The following is a 16788-nucleotide window of genomic DNA, read 5'->3' on the forward strand; positions in this document are numbered from 1 at the left end:
CCGTACGGCCACCCACTGACAACGCGGTCCGGTCACCGGTTCTGCGGGGTGCGGGAGCGGCGTTCGTCGACGGTGCGGCGGGCCCGGAGCCGGGGGTGGCGGACGGTGTGCGAGCGGGCGCTGTGGGCGGGGACGCCGGGCTTGCCGTCGTCGGCGACGGCCGGGTCGGGCTTGCCCATGACCATCAGCGGGTCGAACATCACGACGATTCCGGCCAGCAGCAGGAAGGCGAGCGGGCCGATCATCATGGGCGCGAGCACGGCCGCGGACGAGTCGCCGGGAGTGGCGCTCTGGGTGCTGTGGAGATGGACGCTGAGGGCGGCCATGCCGGTGTAGTGCATTCCGCTCACGGCGAGGCCCATGACGAGGCTGGCGCCCACGCTCCACAGGAAGCCCCGGACCTGTCCGGCGGCCCACAGGGCGGCGGTGGCCGCGGCCATCGCTATGGCGACGGAGGCGGCGACGGTGAGCGTGTTGTACTCCAGCTTGCCGTTGAGCTGAAGGCCGGCCATGCCCAGGTAGTGCATGGAGGCTATGCCGAGCCCGGTGATGGTTCCGCCGGTGAACAGGGCCGTGCCGCGGGCGCCCTTGTAGCCGACTATGAAGATCCCGACGCCGACCATGACGACGGCGACGGCGAGGCTCGCGAACGTCATGGGCTTGTCGTAGTGGATCGGGGTCTCCTCGACGGTGAACCCCATCATCGCGACGAAGTGCATGGTCCATATGCCGGAACCGATGACCGCCGAGCCGAGGGCCAGCCAGCCGGGGCGCCAGGAGCGGGTGACGAGCATGGCTCTGGTGGTGCAGCGGAGACCGAGGGCGCCACCGAGGCAGGCCATGAGGTAGGCCACCAGCGGTGTGACGAGGCCGTAGCTGAATCCGTCGACCGTGCCCTGCATGCGCGGCTGTCCTTCCGCCGTCCTACATCCCGGAATGTACTGATATGCGCCCCCTCCCAGGACCGCCCGGGCGGTCAGGGTCGAGTGCAGAGAGTATGACTCCCACCGGAATGGTCGAACGATTTTCCGGCAAAGAAACACGGCCCTGCCCCAGTTGTGCGGCAGTGGTGAACGGTCTTGGGCAACACCATTCAATCCATGGCCATGATGCAACCCCTTGCTGTTGACGCTCTGCTGTCACAGTGGTGCTGACCGTGACGCTCGACAGAAGGAGAACGCATGCACGCGCGCGCTGTTGCCGCCACGACCTCCGCGCTCCTGGGGACCGCCGCCTTCCTGCTGCCGACATCCCACGCCCAGGCGGGCAGCACCGGCGAGCCGCCGGTGGTCCTCGCCCACCGGGGCGCTTCGGCCTACGCGCCCGAGAACACCCTGGCCGCCGTCGACAAGGCCGCCGAGCTGGGCATCCAGTGGGTCGAGAACGACGTCCAGCGCACCAAGGACGGTGCGCTGGTCGTCCTCCACGACGACAACCTGATGCGCACCACCGACGTGGAGGAGGTCTTCCCGGACCGCGCGCCCTGGAAGGTGAAGGACTTCACCGCCGCGGAGATCGCGCGCCTGGACGCCGGTAGCTGGTTCGGCCCCGCCTACGCGGGCGCGCGCGTGCCGACGCTGGAGCGGTACCTGCGCCGCGTCGAGCGCAACCACCAGAAGCTGCTCCTGGAGATCAAGAACCCCGTCCTGTACCCGGGCATCGAGCGGCAGACCCTGAAGGTGCTGGCCAACGAGGGCTGGCTCGACCGGGAGCATGTGACCGGGCGCTTGATCGTGCAAAGCTTCGGCGCGGACACCGTACGGACCGTCCACGACCTCAAGCCGGCCGTCAGAACCGGGTTCCTCGGCACCCCGAACGTGGCGGACCTGCCCGAGTACGCCGAGTTCACCGACCAGATCAACCCCGCCCACGGCTCGATCTCCACAGGCTATGTCGCCGCCGTGCACGCCTTCACCGGACCGCACGGCACGCCGCTGGAGGTCTTCACCTGGACCGTCGACACCGCGGCCGACGCCCGGCGGGTCGCCGGGTACGGCGTCGACGGGATCATCACCAACAAGCCGGACGTGGTGCGCGACGCCGTGCAAGGGGGGTGACGGGGCGGCCCGGGGAGCCGGTGCGGTGCCGGTTCCCCGGGGCGTTGTCAGTGCCGGGCCGTACGGTGGGGCGCATGGACAGCCATGGGCAGAACGAGCAGCAGGTCGTGTGGGCCGTCGTCGGCACCGACATCGGCCCGCTGCTGCTGGCCGCGACCCGCGAGGGCCTGGTCAATGTCGTCTTCCACGCCACCGACGCGGTGCGCGACCGGGCCCTTGACCGGCTCGGGTCCCGGCTGGGCCGCACACCGGTCGAGGCGCCCGGCTCCCCGTTGCTCGCCGAGGCGATACGCCAGGTGAAGGCGTACTTCGCGGGCGAGCGGCACGACTTCGAGCTGCCCCTGGACTGGTCGCTGATCTCGGGCTTCAACCGGCAGGTGCTGCGCGAGCTGGCCACCGGCGTGCCCTTCGGCTCGGTCGTCGGCTACGGCGATCTGGCCGGGCGGGTCGGCCAGCCGGGCGCCGCGCAGGCGGTGGGCACGGCGATGGGTGCCAATCCGCTGCCCGTGGTCGTGCCGTGCCACCGGGTCGTGGAGAGCGACGGCGGCATCGGCGGCTTCGGCGGCGGCCTGGAGACCAAGCGAAAGCTGCTCGCACTGGAGGGCGTACTGCCGGAGCCGCTGTTCTGACCTGGCCGGTCTAGTCGTAGTGCCGTGCCTCGAAGACGTTGCCGTCCGGGTCGCGGAAGTAGAAGCTGCGCTTGGCCGGGCCGCGGGCGCCGAAGGAGTCGTGGGAGATCTCCGAGACCGGCACCCCGCTGCCCTCCAGGCGGCCGAGCAGCGCGTCGAAGGCGTCCGCCGGGAGGGCGACACAGACGTGGTTGACCGGGTGTCCCGCGCTCTTCACGGCGCTGGGGAGCATCTTCATCCGTGCCGCCATGGTCTGCGGCATCAGGTCGATGATGGTCTCCTCGTTGAGCCGCACCGAGGGGAACGGCACCCGCCCCTCGGCGAACTCGGTGAGCCGCACGGGCTCCGTGCCGAGCGTCTTCTCGTAGAACTCGGTCGACGCGATCGGGTCGCTCACCCAGAGGACGACATGGTCGAGTCGTGCGGTGTGGTCGGTCATGCGTCCCAGGCTGGTGTCGTCCCCCACAGGCCGCAAGTGGTTTGACCGGTCGCGGGGCTCGCCAGGGATGAGGGAGGACCGAACGACAGGAGGCGGGCACGTGGTGCTGGTGGTGTCGGAAGAGGTACGGGACGCGATCGACGCGCGTCGACCCGTGGTGGCCCTGGAGTCCACGATCATCGCGCACGGGCTGCCCCGCCCGCGCAACCTCCAGGTGGCCCTGGAGCTGGAGGACGTCGTACGGCGTGCCGGTGCCGTGCCCGCGACGATCGCCGTGCTCGACGGGCGACCCCATGTCGGCCTGGACAAGGAGCAGTTGGAGCGGGTCGCCAACGAGGACGGCATCCGCAAGCTCGGGCACCGCGATCTGCCGCTCGCGGTGGCGGCCGGGGCGAGCGGGGCGACCACGGTGTCGGCGACGGCCCTGCTGGCGGCGCGGGCGGGCGTCCGGGTGTTCGCGACCGGCGGGCTCGGCGGGGTGCACCGGGAGTGGACGGTGACCCAGGACGAGTCGGCCGACCTGGGGCTGCTGGCGCGCACCCGGATCACGGTGGTCTGCGCAGGCGTGAAGTCGATCCTGGACGTGCCGGCCACGCTCCAGCGGCTGGAGACGCTGGGGGTCGCGGTCGCCGGGTACGACACCGACCGCTTCCCGGGCTTCTATCTGTCGGACTCCGGGCACCCGGTGGACTGGACGCTGCGCTCCCCGGAGGCGGTGGCGGAGGTGATGCGGGCTCAGGACGCTCTGGACGGACCGGAGTCGGCGCTGATCGTCGCCAATCCCGTACCGGAGTCGGAGCAGCTGGATCCCGGGCTGCACGCGCGTGTGCTCGCCGAGGCGCTGCACGCGTGCGAGGAGGAGGGGGTCACCGGCCAGGCCGTCACGCCGTTCCTGCTCGACTACCTGGTGCGGCACACCGACGGCGCCTCGCTCGACGCCAATCTGGCGGCGGTGCGCGGCAACGTAGGGCTGGCGGCGCGGATCGCGGCGGCCTGGGCCCGGGCGTGACGACCGCGCCGGACGGTGCCCTGCTGGTCGTCGGCGATGTCGTCACGGACGTCATCGCCCGGCACTCGGGCCCGCTCGCCCCGGGCACGGACACGGCCGCAGCGATCCGGACCGTGCCGGGCGGCGCGGGCGCCAACGTGGCCTGCTGGGCGGCGTACTCCGCGGCGGCGGAGGTACGGCTGCTCGGACGGGTGGGCGCGGAGGCGGCGGCCTGGCACGAGCGGGAACTCACGGCCTGCGGAGTACGGCCACAGCTCGTCGTCGATGCCCACGCGCCGACCGGGACGGTGGTCTGCCTGGTCGACGCGGGTGCGGCGGCCGAGCGGACGTTCCTGACCGACAGCGGCGCCGCGCTCCGGCTGGACGCCGACGACTGGTCGGAGGCGCTGCTGGACGGGGTGGCCCGGCTGCATCTGTCGGGCTATCTGCTGTTCGCCGAGTCGAGCCGGGCGCTGGTGGCGGCGGCCCTTGGGTCGGCCCGCGCGCGTGGGGTGCCGGTGAGCCTGGATCCGGCGTCGGCCGGGTTCCTGGTGGACCTGGGCGTGGACCGCTTCCTCGCCCTCGTCGACGGCGTCGAGATCCTGCTGCCCAGCCGGGACGAGGCCTGCCTGCTGACGGGGCTGCCCGACGCGGCGGACGCGGCGGCCAAGCTGAGCCACCACGTCCCTCTGGTAGTCGTCAAGCAGGGCGCGGCCGGTGCGCTGGTCGCCGAGGGCGGGACGGTGCGTGCCCGCATCCCGGCGGCACCGGCGACCCCGACCGACACGACCGGCGCGGGCGACGCCTTCACGGGCGCCTTCCTCGCCGCGCTGCTCAGGGGCGCGGGATCCGAGGAGGCGGCGCGGGAGGGGTGCCGGGCGGGCGCGTCGGCGGTGGAGCGGGTGGGCGGGAGACCGCCGGGGGCGGACTGAGCAAGGCCACGCGGGGAAGCTGCCGAGGGACAAGGCCCATCGTCGGCCCCGCCCGCCTCAGCCCTTCCGCCCCCACGCCGAGATCATCGGGGCCGTGGCCAGGTCCACGCGTCCTGACGCGACGTTGGCGAGGTGGCGGTCGATGTCCTGGTCGGTGGCGAGGTCCGCGGCGACGAGCTGGTCACGGATCTGACGGATCGTCGCCGACTCCAGGGCCGCGCAGGCGGGCGAGGCGACCGGGAAGTAGCCGTCGGCCTCGATCCGCTGCAACCCGGCCTGCCGCAGCAGTCGCGGGAGCCGGCGCCCGTAGGAGAGGTCAGCGCCCCGGTCGGCGAGGAGCTTGCGGAAGCCCTGCCGCAGCCGGTTGGCCAACTGCTGCTCGGGGCCGTGTTCGTCGGGGCAGGCCAGGGGCTGGAGGCCGGGGTCGGCTTCCTCGACGATGAGCCGTCCGCCGGGCCGCAGTGCGTCGACCATCGAGCGCAACGCCCGTTCCCGGTCCGGGACATGAACGAGGACGAGCCGGGCATGCACCAGGTCGAAGCCCTCCCCCGGCGGCTCCTCGGTTCCCACGTCGTGGACGCGCACCTCGACCGGCGGCCGGGCGGCCGCCGCGACCCGTGAGGTGTCGATGTCGGTCGCCACCACCCGTCCGGTCGGCCCGACCTTCTTGGCGAGCCAGGACACCACGGAGGTGCCGCCCGCGCCGACCTCCCAGCAGCGCCAACCGGCGCCTACGCCCAGGGCTTCGAAGTGCCGGAAGGTCGTGGGATCGAAGAGGGCGGCGAAGGCGTCGAAACGCTCGCCGGCTTCACTCTGCCGGTTGTCCAGGAGATACCCGTCGGTTCGCGTCATGCCGCGATCATCCCATTTATCCATCTTGTCCGGAGTGGTCGACGCGCACCGGGAACGCGTTCACGACCCCGCCGAGGCAGGTTGTCCACAGCCGGGAACCAAGCGGAATGACCTGCTCCCACAGGCTTACCCGGCTCTCACACCGACCTGGCAGACTGGCGCGACCAGCGCGGAAGACGGCGCGAGGAGATCCACGCGAGGAGATCCAGATGTCCATGGCAGGAAATCTGCGGAAGGTCACGAGCCTCGGCACGGTCGGCGGCCTGCGCAAGGTTGCCCGGCTGGCCCGGCGGCGCCCCCGAGTCGACCTGAGCCACCCGGCCCGCTCCCCGCTGGGTTCCTCCGTGGTGAACTGCGTGAGCTACCGCGAGGGCGCACGCGTCCCCGCGAGCGGTGATCTGGTCGACATAGTGGAGCGGGTGCGCAAGCGCGGCGACGGTTTCGTCTGGCTCGGCCTGCACGAGCCGACGGACGAGGAGTTCGCGGGCATCGCCGAGCTGTTCGAGCTGCATCCGCTGGCCGTCGAGGACGCGGTCGAGGCCCATCAGCGTCCCAAGCTGGAGCGCTACGACGAGACGCTGTTCGCGGTGTTCAAGACGGTCTGCTACGTCGAGCACGAGGAGCTGACGGCGACCAGCGAGGTGGTGGACACCGGCGAGATCATGGTCTTCACCGGCGAGGACTTCGTGATCACCGTGCGGCACGGCCGGCACGGCTCGCTGGGTCCGCTGCGCGAGGAGCTGGAGTCGCAGCCCGAACAGCTCGCCAAGGGCCCGGCGGCGGTGCTGCACGCCATCGCGGACCATGTGGTCGACGACTATCTGAGCGTCACCGACTCGGTGCAGGCCGATATCGACCAGGTGGAGACGGATGTGTTCGCCGAGGCGGGCGCGCGGGTCGACCCCGGCCGGATCTACCAGCTCAAGCGGGAACTCCTCGAACTGAAGCGGGCGGTGGCCCCGCTGGCCCGACCGCTGGACGAGCTGGCCACCAAGCCGCTGCGGGTGATCGACCCGGAGATACAGGCGTACTTCCGTGATGTCTCCGACCACCTCCTGCGGGTCAGGGAGCAGATCGCCTCCTTCGACGAACTGATCAACTCGATCCTCCAGGCGCACCTCGCGCAGGTCACCGTCGCGCAGAACGAGGACATGCGGAAGATCACGGCCTGGGCCGCGCTGGTCGCGGTGCCGACGATGGTCTGCGGGGTCTACGGCATGAACTTCGAGCACATGCCGGAGCTGCACTGGAAGTTCGGGTATCCGCTGGTCATAGGCGTGATCGCCGTGGCGTGTCTGAGCCTGTACCGCGGCTTCAGGCGCAACGGCTGGCTGTGACGGGGCGTCCCCGCCGCCGTGGCGAGGACGCGCTCCGCACGATCCGTGCCGCTCAGTGCGCGGCGGTCCTGGCGTAGACGCTCTCGACCCAGGAGGCGATCTGGTCCTCCGTCAGGTGCTGGGCCAGGTCGGCCTCGCTGATCATGCCGACCAGGCGCTTGTTCTCGATGACGGGGAGCCGGCGGATCTGGTGCTCCTGCATCACCTGGAGCACCTCGCCGACATCGGCCTCCGAGGCGACCCAGCGCGGGGTGCCCTGGGCCATCTCGCCCGCGGTGACCTTGGCCGGGTCGTGTCCCATGGCCACGCAGCCGACGACGATGTCGCGGTCGGTGAGGATGCCGCAGAGCCGGTCGTTCGAGTCACCGATGGGCAGGGCGCCGACGCCGAGGTCACGCATCAGCTGAGCGGCACGGTCCAGGGTCTCGTGCGCCGGGATCCACTGGGCGCCGCGGTGCATGATGTCTCCGGCAGTGGTCATGAAGTACCTCCTGATGCCGGACGGCCGGCGCGGCGCAGGACGCACCGCTAGTCCCGGCGCCCTACATTCTCGCCGCGCCGAAGGGCGACCGCACCTCAGAGGAGGGCGGCCCCCTGGGCCGGCCGGTCGGCGCGGTCAGCCGGTCCATCCGCTCCAGGCGGGGTGGCGGGGGTCGTCGGCGCGGACCAGGACATCGGCGGTGGCGGCCGGGTCGGTCTCGTCCTCGTAGCGCTCGAAGGCGGGCAGGGTCCAGTGCTCGGCCTCGGGGGTACGGCGACGCAGGGCGCCCGGAGAGAGACGGACATGGACGGTCAGGTCGAAGGGGAACCAGTGCCGGAGGAGGAGTGGGCCGTGCAGCAACAGGGCGCCGCCGGGCGGGAGCCGGACGTAGGGGCTGCGGGTGGCCCGGTCGGTGACCGGGTCCCACAGGTCGGGCAGGACGCGGCCGTCGCCGCCGGGTTCGAGGGGGCCGAAGACCTCGCGCCACAGGGCGCCGGTGTCCAGCCAGCCGTCGTAGTAGGCCTCGACGTCCCGGCGGCCGTGTTCCAGGCGGAGCGAGGCGGGGCGCAGGAAGCCCTCGGCGCCGACGGCCAGCGAGGGGCGGCCACGGGTCCGCAGCGCTTCGCCGACGCGTTCCGCGAGGTCTCCCGGGCGGGCGGCCGGGGCGCCGTCGAAGGCGATGCGCGGCCAGGGACCGCCGTCGGCGGGCTTCAGGTCGAGCAGCCGCTCGGCGAGGAGGTCGCCGAGCCGGTCCCAGGTGATCGCTTCGAGTCGCACAGGGCCCATGATGCGTCAGAGCCGACCGCGGGGATGGTGCCCGGGCACGTCGGGGGGAATGAACCGGGTATGGCACAGCCGGCAACTCCCCCGCACCGCGCGGGACTTCTCGCCATCCAGCCGCTGCGGCGGCGGCACTGTGCCGGGTGCCGGGGCGGTCCGCTGTCGCTGCTCGTGCTGGAGGACGGGGCGCCGCGGTGCCTGGACTGCGCGGACCTCGGGCATCTGGTGTTCCTGCCGCGCGGCGACACCGCGCTGACTCGCCGCTCCCGGGAGGAGAGCGGGCTGTCGGCGGTGGTGGTGCGGTTCAACCGGCGCAAGGGGCGCTACGAGCGGCAGGGCGTCCTCGTCGAGGAGGCGGGGCTGGCCCGCGCCGAGGCGCGGTGTCTGGCGGACGCCGAGGCCAGACGGCGCCGACGCCAGCGGGACGCGCGGCGCCGGGCCGCCGAGGACGCGCGGTTCACGGAGGCGTTCGCGGCGGAGATACGGCGGCTGTTCCCGGGCTGCCCGGCGGACCGGGCCGCCGCGACCGCAGCGCACGCCTCGGTGCGGGGCAGCGGACGGGTCGGCCGCAGCGCGGCGGGGCGCGCCCTGTCCGAGACGGCCGTGACGTCGGCGGTGGCGGCCTCCGTACGGCATCTGGACACGCCGTACGACCACCTGCTGATGAGCGGGGTGCCGCGGCGCGAGGCCCGGCGGAGGGTCGCGGCGGCGGTGGAGGCGGTGCTGAGGGGCTGGCGTGCACCGGTGGCAGAGGCGGGCTGAGCGCGCGCCTGCCGCCCCACCCGCTCCGGGCTGGACTCTCGCTTATGTCCCCGCGCCGATGGGCCATGGGACGGAGCCGCTCAGGGGAATTCACTTGTGGTGTCAGGTGGTGCCGGGAAGGATCTCCGGCGGCGATGGGGAGTTGAGGTTCTGATGATCGATGGGCCGTACTTCGTACTGACCGTGCTGGGTGTGCTGGGGACCGGTCTGGTGGCGGGGGTGTTCTGCGCGTTCTCGACCTTCGTGATGAGGGGGCTCGCCGCGCTGCCGCCCGCGCAGGGCGTCGCGGCGATGCAGGCGATCAACGTGGCCGCGGTGACCCCCGCGTTCATGATGGTGTTCCTCGGTTCCGCGGTGCTGTGCGCGGTGCTCGCCGTGGTGACGTTCGTGCTGTGGCCCGACGAGGGGACCGTGGAGCTGCTGCTGGGCAGCGCGCTGTATCTGTTCGGTTCGTTCGGCGTGACCATGGTCGCCAACGTGCCCCGCAACGACGCGCTGATGAAGCTGGAGCCGGGTACGTCGGAGGCGAGCGCGTACTGGACCAGGTATGTGCGGGAGTGGACGGCCTGGAACCACGTGCGCATGATCGCCTCGTCGGCCGCCGCCGTCTGCTACGTGCTGGCGCTCACCTGAGGGAAAGCGCAAGGGGCGAATGAGACGTATCGTGGCCGAAAGAGTGCCGCCCGACGTCGCGTCCGACGACGCGCGCCCCCGCTCCGCACGCAAGGGAGACGGCCATGGCCGATCCCAAGGGATTCATGACCACTCCTCGCCAGGACTGGCCCCGGCGGCCGGTCGAGGAGCGGGTCCGGGACTGGGACGAGGTCTATGTCCCCGGGGCGCTGCTGCCCATCGTGAGCAAACAGGCCGACCGGTGCATGGACTGCGGCATACCGTTCTGCCACGACGCCTGTCCGCTCGGCAATCTGATCCCCGAGTGGAACGACCTGGTGTCCCGGGAGGACTGGCGGGCCGCCGCCGACCGGCTGCACGCCACCAACAACTTCCCCGAGTTCACCGGGCGGTTGTGCCCGGCGCCGTGCGAGGCGGGGTGTGTGCTCGCTATCAACCAGCCCGCGGTCACCATCAAGAACGTCGAGTGCGCCATCGCCGACCGCGCCTGGGAGCTGGGTTTCGCCCCGCCCCGGCCGCCGGACCGGCTGTCGGGACGGACGGTCGCGGTGATCGGCTCGGGGCCCACGGGGCTCGCGGCGGCCCAGCAGCTGACCCGGGCCGGGCACACGGTCGCGGTGTACGAGAAGGACGACCGGATCGGCGGACTGCTGCGGTACGGCATCCCCGAGTTCAAGATGGAGAAGGGGCAACTGGAGCGGCGCGTAGGGCAGATGAGGGCCGAGGGGACCAAGTTCCGTACGTCCACGGCGGTCGGGCGGGATCTCGGCGCCGTGGAGCTGCGCGCTCGCCATGACGCGATCGTGATCGCCACGGGGGCGACCACGTGGCGTGAGCTGGAGGTGCCGGGGCGGGAGCTGACCGGGATCCACCAGGCGATGGAGTACCTGCCGCTGGCCAACCGGGTGTGCGAGGGGGACATCGAGAGCTCGCCGATGTCCGCCGCCGGGAAGCACGTGGTCATCGTGGGCGGCGGTGACACCGGCGCCGACTGTCTGGGCACGGCCGTCCGGGAGGGCGCCGCGTCGGTGACCCAGCTCGACATCTACGCCCAGCCCGGCGCCGAGCGCGACGAGGACACCGAGCCCTGGCCGACGTACCCGAAGGTCTACCGGCTCTCGGCGGCCCATGAGGAGGCGGGGCAGCTGGGGACGGCGCCCGCCGCGGACGCGGACGCGCGGCTGTTCGCGGCGTCCACGCTGCGCTTCACGGGGGACGAGAGCGGGCGGGTACGGTGGCTGCACCTGGTCGAGGTCGACTCGAACCGGCGGCCCAGGCCCGGCACTGGCCGGGCGATTCCGGCCGAACTCGTGCTGCTCGCGCTCGGGTTCAGCGGGCCCGACCAGGAGGACGGGCTGCTCGGACAGCTGGGGGTCGAGCTGGAGCCCCGGGGCACGATCGCCCGGGACGCCGAGTTCGCCACGAACGTCCCCGGCGTGTTCGCGGCCGGGGACGCGGCCCGGGGGCAGTCGCTCGTCGTGTGGGCGATAGCCGAGGGCCGGGCGGTGGCGGCCGCCGTCGACCGCCGGCTGACGGGAAGCTCACGACTGCCGGCGCCGATCTCGCCGTACGACCGCCCCATGACGGTCTGACGGTCTCACTGCCTGAGGACACGGTCCGGGCGGGTCAGCCCTGCCGCTCGTCCGTTCCCGCCACCTTGCCCACCGCCAGGGCCATGCGGTTCCAGGTGTTGATGGTGAGGATCAGGGCCAGCACGTGGGCCAGTTCGGCCTCGTCGAACCGGGCTGCCGCCTCGGCGTAGACGGCGTCCGGGACGCCAGCGTCGGAGACCAGGGTGACCGCCTCGGTCAGGGCCAGGGCCGCCTGCTCCTTCTCGGTGAAGAAGTGGCGGGCCTCCCGCCAGACCGCGACCAGGTGCAGCCGGTCCTCGGTCTCACCGGCCTTGCGGGCGTCGTTGGTGTGCATGTGCAGGCAGTACGCGCAGTTGTTGAGCAGCGAGGCGCGGATCTGGATGAGCTCGACCAGCGTCGGGTCCAGGCCCTCGCGGGCGGCGGCGTCGAAGGCGACGATCGCCCGGTTGATCTTCGGGGCGGTCTTGGCGAAGTTCATCCGGGGGGCCTTGGCGTCGATCTGCGTGTTCATCGTCATGCCTCATAATCTACGGCTCCGAAAGACCCCCTGTAGGGTGCATTTTCGTGTCCGAATCATGGGTCAATTCCGCGGAGCGCATCGGCGCGGATCTGCATCTGGAGCTGTCCGGGCCGGGCGGCAGACGGGCCGCTCTCATCCGTGCCCTGCGCGACGCCGTGCGCGGCGGCAGACTCGCCCCCGGCACCCGGCTGCCGCCCTACCGTTCGCTCGCCGCCGACCTGGGCGTCGCCCGGAACACGGTGGCCGACGCGTACGCCGAGCTCGTCGCCGAGGGCTGGCTCACCGCCCGCCAGGGCTCGGGCACACGCGTCGCGGAACGGGCGGAGCCGCCACGACACGCCGGGAAAGCGCCCGGGAAGACCCCGCCACGCGCGCGTGGCCCGCGGCACGACCTGCGCCAGGGCACCCCGGACGTCTCGGGCTTCCCGCGCGCGGACTGGCTCGCCTCCTACCGGCGGGCCCTTCAGCAGGCGCCGAACGAGGTGTTCGGGCCCGGCGATCCGGCCGGGCGCGTGGAGCTGAGGGAGGCGCTCGCGGAGTACCTCCCGCGCGCGCGTGGCGTCCGCTGCGACCCGGCGCGGATCGTGATCTGCTCCGGCTTCGCACACGCGATGCGGCTGCTGTTCGAGGGGCGGGTGCTGCGCGGTCCGCTGGCCGTGGAGGCGTACGGGCTGCCCTTCCACCGGGAGCTGCTCACCCGCGCGGGGGTGCGGACCGTGCCGCTGCCCCTGGACGAGCACGGCGCTCAGGTCGCGCGGCTGGGCCGCGAGCGGGGCGTCCTGCTCACCCCCGCGCACCAGTTCCCGACCGGCGGCCCGCTGCACGCCGTCCGCCGCGCCGCCGTGGTCGACTGGGCACGCGCGCGTGACGCGGTGATCGTGGAGGACGACTACGACGGGGAGTTCCGCTACGACCGCAAGCCCGTGGGAGCCGTCCAGGGACTCGATCCCGAGCGGGTGATCTTCGTCGGCTCGGTGAGCAAGAGCCTGTCCCCGGCGGTGCGGCTGGGCTGGATGGTCCTGCCCGAGCGGTACGTCGAGGGCGTGCTCGCGGCCAAGGGCGAGCGGGAGGCCTGGGCGAGCGTGCTGGACCAGCTGAGCCTCGCCGACTTCCTCACGCGCGGGTCGTACGACCGTCATGTGCGGCGGATGCGGCAGCGGTACCGCGGCCGCCGGGACCGGCTGGTCGCCGCGCTGGCCGAGCGGGCGCCGCACATCGAGGTCACCGGGGTGGCGGCCGGGCTGCACGCGGTGCTGCGGCTGCCGCCCGGCACCGAGGCGGCCACCGTCGCGCGGGCCGAACGGACCGGGGTGGCCCTGGACGGGCTCGCCGCGTTCCGGCACCCGGAGGCCGCGGAGGCCGCCGTACCGGCCTATGACGGGTTGGTCGTGGGCTACGCGACCCCGTCCGAGCACGCCTATACGGCGGCGCTGGACGCCCTCTGCGGAACCTTTCCGGATCCGTAAATCTTCTCCGAAGTGTCCGAAAAGTGGCTTCCGGGCTACATGGATCGGAACAGCAGTGGGATCATCGGAGGAGGTGGCGTACCGCTGTCGTGTCCACACAGTCCCGGCGGTGGTCCGTCCCATCCTTCGTTCCGCCGTCAGGCGCAGGGCCCACCCCGCGCGTCCCCCCTGTTGGCGGTCGGTCCTGGAGGGTGCTCGATGACGACGCTGGATGAACGTCACGGAGAAGGCGCACGCGACGGGGAAGAGCCCCGGGGCGAGGTGGCCCTCGGCCTGACGCAGACGTACGGCCCGGCCACCGTCCCGCTGGAACAGCCTCTTGCCGCCGTGCCGGCCAGGGCCGGGTCCAAGGCCGCGAATCTCGCCCGCGCGGCCGGGGCCGGGCTGCCGGTGCTCCCCGGCTTCGTGATCCCCTACAGAGCGGCCGGCGACCCGCATTCCCTGCGCCGGGCCTGGCAGGCGCTGTCCGACGGCGGCAGCCGTCCGCTGGTCGTGCGCTCCTCCTCGCCGCGGGAGGACACGGAGGAGTCCTCGCTCGCGGGCCAGTTCGCCTCGGTGCTCGATGTACGGGGCTGGCAGGGCTTCCGTACGGCCGTGCGGACTGTACTGGACTCGGCGCGCGGGCCGGACGGGTCGGTCGCGCCGATGGCGGTGCTGGTCCAGCCGATGCTCGCCGCCCGGGTCGGCGGGGTGATGTTCGGTGCCGATCCCGTCGAGGGACGGGCCGACCGGATGCTGGTCAGCGCGGTCCGCGGTGGGCCGGACAGCCTGGTCAGCGGTGCCCAGGCGGGCACCAACTACTGGCTCGGCGGACACGGGCGGGTGCTGCGCACCGAGCCCGCGGGGGCGGACGCGCTGCTCACCCGGGGCGAGCTGTTCCGGCTGGCCCGGCTCGCGCGGCGGGCCCGGCGGGTGTTCGGCGGGCCGCAGGACATCGAGTTCGGCTTCGACGCGGACGGCCGGCTGTGGCTCTTCCAGAGCCGCCCGATCACCGCGATGGCGGCACGGCCGGTCCGCCGGGCGCGGCTGCTGGGGCCCGGACCGGTCGCGGAGACGCTGCCGGACCAGCTCCAGCCGCTGGAGGAGGACCTGTGGCTGGCGCCGATGACCCGCGGTCTCGCCGCCGCGCTGGACATCGGCGGCACCGCGCCGCGCCGGCTGCTGCGGGCGGCGCCCGTGGTCACAGCCGTCGGCGGGCGCGCGGCCGGTGATCTGCAGCTGCTCGGCGCGGTGCGGCCGAGGCACCGGTGGCTGGCGCTGCTGAACCCGGCGCCGGGGGCGCGCCGGCTGGCGGCGGCCTGGCGGGTGGGCCGCCTCGGCGCCGCGCTGCCCGGACTGGCGACGGACCTGGTGGCGGACGTGGACCGGCGGCTGGCCGAGGTACCGGCACCGGCCGGCCTCTCCTCGGCCGCTCTCACCGACGAGCTGCGCTGGACCCGCCGTGTCCTGGTCTCGCTGCACGCCCAGGAGGCCCTCGCGGGCGCGCTCCTGCGCGAGTCCCCGGCGGGCCGCACGGCCGCGGGCACGGCCCTGGCCGCCCTCGCGGCGGCTCGCGCGCGCGGGGTGCCCGACGAGCGGATCGTCGCCACGGACCCGGTGGTCCTGGCGCTGACGGCACCGAGCCTGCTGCACGACGTCCACCTGCCGACGGCGATCCCCGACCAGGACGACACGGGCACGCGCCGCGGCTCCGGCTCCCACTCCGCCCCCACCCCCTCCCCCGCCCCGGACCGCCTCCCCACCCGGACCTCCCCCGCCGCCCTCCCGCCCAGAGAAGCCCTGCGTCTGCGTATCCGCTGGGTGCAGGAGCTTCAGATCCGCCTGGTGCGGGAGGTCGCGCGGCGGGCCGGTCAGGGCGCGGACCGGATCGGGCTGCTCCGCTGGCCGGAGCTGGTCGACGCGCTCCAGGGCGAAGGGCTCCCCGCCGATCTCGCCCGGCGCACACCGCCCCCCGCCACTCCCCCGCTCCCCGACGCCTTCCGGCTCGCGGAGGGCGGAGTCGTCGTCGCCGACCGGACCAGCGGCCGGGGCGACGGGCTGCGCGGGGTCTCCGGCGGGCGCGCGGTCGGCACGGCGTGGGACGGCAGCGCACCGCGGCCGCCGGACCCGGTGCTCGTCGTCCGCACCCTCGACCCCGCCCTCGCCCCGCTGCTGCCGGGACTGACCGGACTGGTCGCGCAGACCGGCAGCCCGCTGTCCCATCTGGCCGTACTGGCCAGGGAGTTCCGCCTCCCCGCGGTCGTCGGCGCCGCGGACGCGGTCCGCCGCTTCCCGGCCGGCGCCCGCCTCACCGTCGACGGAACGGCGGGTGACGTACGGCTGGGGGACGGGTCATGAGGAGGATCGCGTACGTCTTCGGTGGGCTCGCCGCGGCCGGGGCGGGCACCTACCTCGTGATCTATCTGTACCGGTGGCAGTGGCAGCGGGCCATGATCTGCGGGGTGCTGCTGCTGGTGGTCGAGGTGATGCTGTTCGGCCTGGTGATTCTGGGACGCCTGGCGCGGATCGAGGAGCGGCAGCGCGACAGCGACCGACGGCAGCGCGAGCTGGCCGCGCGGCAGGACGACGTCCTCGCCCGGCTGCGCGCGGCTCCCGAGCCGGAACCCGGCGGAAACGGCAACGGCCGGTTCCGGTGGCTGGACGAGCCGGCCGAGCGAACGTACGTCTTCGTGCCGGTGCTCATGGTCGCCGGGGTCGCCCTGTCCGGGATCGCCTGGGTCGTCCAGCGGATCGCGAAGGCCACGGCGAGACCCGCCGAGCGCCGTCTCGCCGGTCGGCTGGCCGTGCTCACCGCGCCCGATCCGGCCGCCCCCGGCGATCTGGAGGACCTGCCACCGGTCGGCGCCCCGCCCTCCCGGGGCCGTACCGCACGGGTCGCCGCCGTCGGCGTCGTGGGCGCCGCGCTGCTGGCCGCGCTGATCGTGGGGCTCGCGAACCTCACCCAGACCCGGGACGAGCGGGCGGACGAGAGCGAGGCGACCTCGGTGCTCGTCCAGGTCGATCTTCGTGACACGAGCATGACCGAGGCACGGAGGGCACTGGCCGCGAGGCAGATGTGGGAGCGCTGCCGGGACTCCACGTCCGTGCCGCTGAACCACGCCTCCCTCGGCGATCTGGGGGACGGACTGTACGCCGGGGTGGTGCGGCCCGCCCTCACCGAGCACGACCGGATGCGGCTGCGCGGCTGCCTGGAGGACGCGACGCTGGAGCGCGTCCACCTCCGGGTGGTGGGCATCGGGGACGCGGAGGCGGACCGGCGATAGGCCCGGCACCTGCTGCGCATGACAAATGAGACCTAGACCACAAAACGGACATAAGGA

At 73.2% G+C, this 16788-nt stretch carries 17 protein-coding genes; 11 read left to right on the forward strand and 6 right to left on the reverse strand.

Translation table 11 applies throughout. The features are described 5' to 3' along the window. Positions 1 to 32: 32 nt before the first annotated feature. Positions 33 to 902, reverse strand: coding sequence for an MHYT domain-containing protein (locus STRCI_RS10675; RefSeq protein ID WP_269658640.1), 870 nt, complete (start codon positions 900 to 902; stop codon positions 33 to 35). A gap of 279 nt (positions 903 to 1181) precedes the next feature. Here STRCI_RS10675 and STRCI_RS10680 point away from each other — a divergent pair, with 279 nt between their 5' ends. Both STRCI_RS10680 and STRCI_RS10685 read left to right on the forward strand, forming a co-directional pair. Further along, positions 1182 to 2057, forward strand: a complete 876-nt coding sequence (locus tag STRCI_RS10680) for a glycerophosphodiester phosphodiesterase (RefSeq protein ID WP_269658641.1) — start codon at positions 1182 to 1184, stop codon at positions 2055 to 2057. A 74-nt stretch (positions 2058 to 2131) separates the two neighbouring features. Beyond that, positions 2132 to 2686 carry a methylated-DNA--[protein]-cysteine S-methyltransferase gene (locus tag STRCI_RS10685; protein WP_269658642.1) on the forward strand — a complete coding sequence of 185 codons (555 nt, stop codon included), beginning with the start codon at positions 2132 to 2134 and terminating at the stop codon, positions 2684 to 2686. Positions 2687 to 2696: 10 nt separating this feature from the next. Here the strand turns inward: STRCI_RS10685 and STRCI_RS10690 are convergent, their stop codons facing one another. Then, positions 2697 to 3125, reverse strand: coding sequence for a VOC family protein (locus tag STRCI_RS10690; RefSeq protein ID WP_269658643.1), 429 nt, complete (start codon positions 3123 to 3125; stop codon positions 2697 to 2699). Positions 3126 to 3225: 100 nt separating this feature from the next. Between STRCI_RS10690 and STRCI_RS10695 the strand changes: the two genes are divergently transcribed. Together STRCI_RS10695 and STRCI_RS10700 are read left to right on the forward strand one after the other, a co-directional pair. Further along, positions 3226 to 4134, forward strand: a complete 909-nt coding sequence (locus STRCI_RS10695) for a pseudouridine-5'-phosphate glycosidase (RefSeq protein WP_269658644.1) — start codon at positions 3226 to 3228, stop codon at positions 4132 to 4134. Then, entirely contained in the window at positions 4131 to 5045 is a 915-nt protein-coding gene (locus STRCI_RS10700; protein ID WP_269658645.1) for a carbohydrate kinase family protein, read from the forward strand. The genes STRCI_RS10695 and STRCI_RS10700 overlap by 4 nt, the downstream gene beginning before the upstream one ends. A 57-nt stretch (positions 5046 to 5102) precedes the next feature. Here STRCI_RS10700 and STRCI_RS10705 read toward each other — a convergent pair whose 3' ends face one another. After that, positions 5103 to 5897: a methyltransferase gene (locus STRCI_RS10705; protein ID WP_269658646.1), complete on the reverse strand. Its 795-nt coding sequence runs from the start codon at positions 5895 to 5897 to the stop codon at positions 5103 to 5105. 209 nt (positions 5898 to 6106) lie between these two features. On the opposite strand from STRCI_RS10705, the gene corA reads away from it, so the two are divergent. Further along, on the forward strand, positions 6107 to 7234 hold the full coding sequence (gene corA / locus STRCI_RS10710) for a magnesium/cobalt transporter CorA (protein ID WP_269658647.1): 1128 nt from the start codon (positions 6107 to 6109) through the stop codon (positions 7232 to 7234). Between the two features lie 52 nt (positions 7235 to 7286). On the opposite strand, the gene STRCI_RS10715 is transcribed toward corA, so the two are convergent. Further along, complete coding sequence (locus tag STRCI_RS10715) at positions 7287 to 7715, reverse strand: CBS domain-containing protein (RefSeq protein ID WP_269658648.1); 429 nt, start codon at positions 7713 to 7715, stop codon at positions 7287 to 7289. A gap of 135 nt (positions 7716 to 7850) precedes the next feature. Next, entirely contained in the window at positions 7851 to 8501 is a 651-nt protein-coding gene (locus STRCI_RS10720; RefSeq protein ID WP_269658649.1) for a nucleoside/nucleotide kinase family protein, read from the reverse strand. A gap of 60 nt (positions 8502 to 8561) precedes the next feature. Between STRCI_RS10720 and STRCI_RS10725 the strand changes: the two genes are divergently transcribed. The 3 genes from STRCI_RS10725 to STRCI_RS10735 all read left to right on the forward strand — a co-directional run bounded on the left by STRCI_RS10725 (position 8562) and on the right by STRCI_RS10735 (position 11482). Further along, positions 8562 to 9257 carry a DUF2293 domain-containing protein gene (locus STRCI_RS10725; protein WP_269658650.1) on the forward strand — a complete coding sequence of 232 codons (696 nt, stop codon included), beginning with the start codon at positions 8562 to 8564 and terminating at the stop codon, positions 9255 to 9257. A 153-nt stretch (positions 9258 to 9410) separates the two neighbouring features. Then, positions 9411 to 9890, forward strand: a complete 480-nt coding sequence (locus STRCI_RS10730; RefSeq protein WP_269658651.1) for an anthrone oxygenase family protein — start codon at positions 9411 to 9413, stop codon at positions 9888 to 9890. Positions 9891 to 9994: 104 nt separating this feature from the next. Beyond that, on the forward strand, positions 9995 to 11482 hold the full coding sequence (locus STRCI_RS10735) for a glutamate synthase subunit beta (protein ID WP_269658652.1): 1488 nt from the start codon (positions 9995 to 9997) through the stop codon (positions 11480 to 11482). A 34-nt stretch (positions 11483 to 11516) separates the two neighbouring features. Here the strand turns inward: STRCI_RS10735 and STRCI_RS10740 are convergent, their stop codons facing one another. After that, positions 11517 to 11999 carry a carboxymuconolactone decarboxylase family protein gene (locus STRCI_RS10740; protein WP_269658653.1) on the reverse strand — a complete coding sequence of 161 codons (483 nt, stop codon included), beginning with the start codon at positions 11997 to 11999 and terminating at the stop codon, positions 11517 to 11519. 47 nt (positions 12000 to 12046) lie between these two features. Between STRCI_RS10740 and pdxR the strand changes: the two genes are divergently transcribed. The 3 genes from pdxR (at position 12047) to STRCI_RS10755 (ending at position 16731) form a co-directional block, all read left to right on the forward strand. After that, positions 12047 to 13468, forward strand: coding sequence for a MocR-like pyridoxine biosynthesis transcription factor PdxR (pdxR, locus tag STRCI_RS10745; RefSeq protein WP_269658654.1), 1422 nt, complete (start codon positions 12047 to 12049; stop codon positions 13466 to 13468). Positions 13469 to 13666: 198 nt separating this feature from the next. Next, entirely contained in the window at positions 13667 to 15805 is a 2139-nt protein-coding gene (locus tag STRCI_RS10750) for a PEP/pyruvate-binding domain-containing protein (RefSeq protein ID WP_269658655.1), read from the forward strand. After that, on the forward strand, positions 15802 to 16731 hold the full coding sequence (locus STRCI_RS10755) for a hypothetical protein (protein WP_269658656.1): 930 nt from the start codon (positions 15802 to 15804) through the stop codon (positions 16729 to 16731). The genes STRCI_RS10750 and STRCI_RS10755 overlap by 4 nt, the downstream gene beginning before the upstream one ends. Positions 16732 to 16788 lie beyond the last annotated feature (57 nt).

The sequence above is a fragment of the Streptomyces cinnabarinus genome, from assembly GCF_027270315.1.
Taxonomy (GTDB): domain Bacteria; phylum Actinomycetota; class Actinomycetes; order Streptomycetales; family Streptomycetaceae; genus Streptomyces; species Streptomyces cinnabarinus.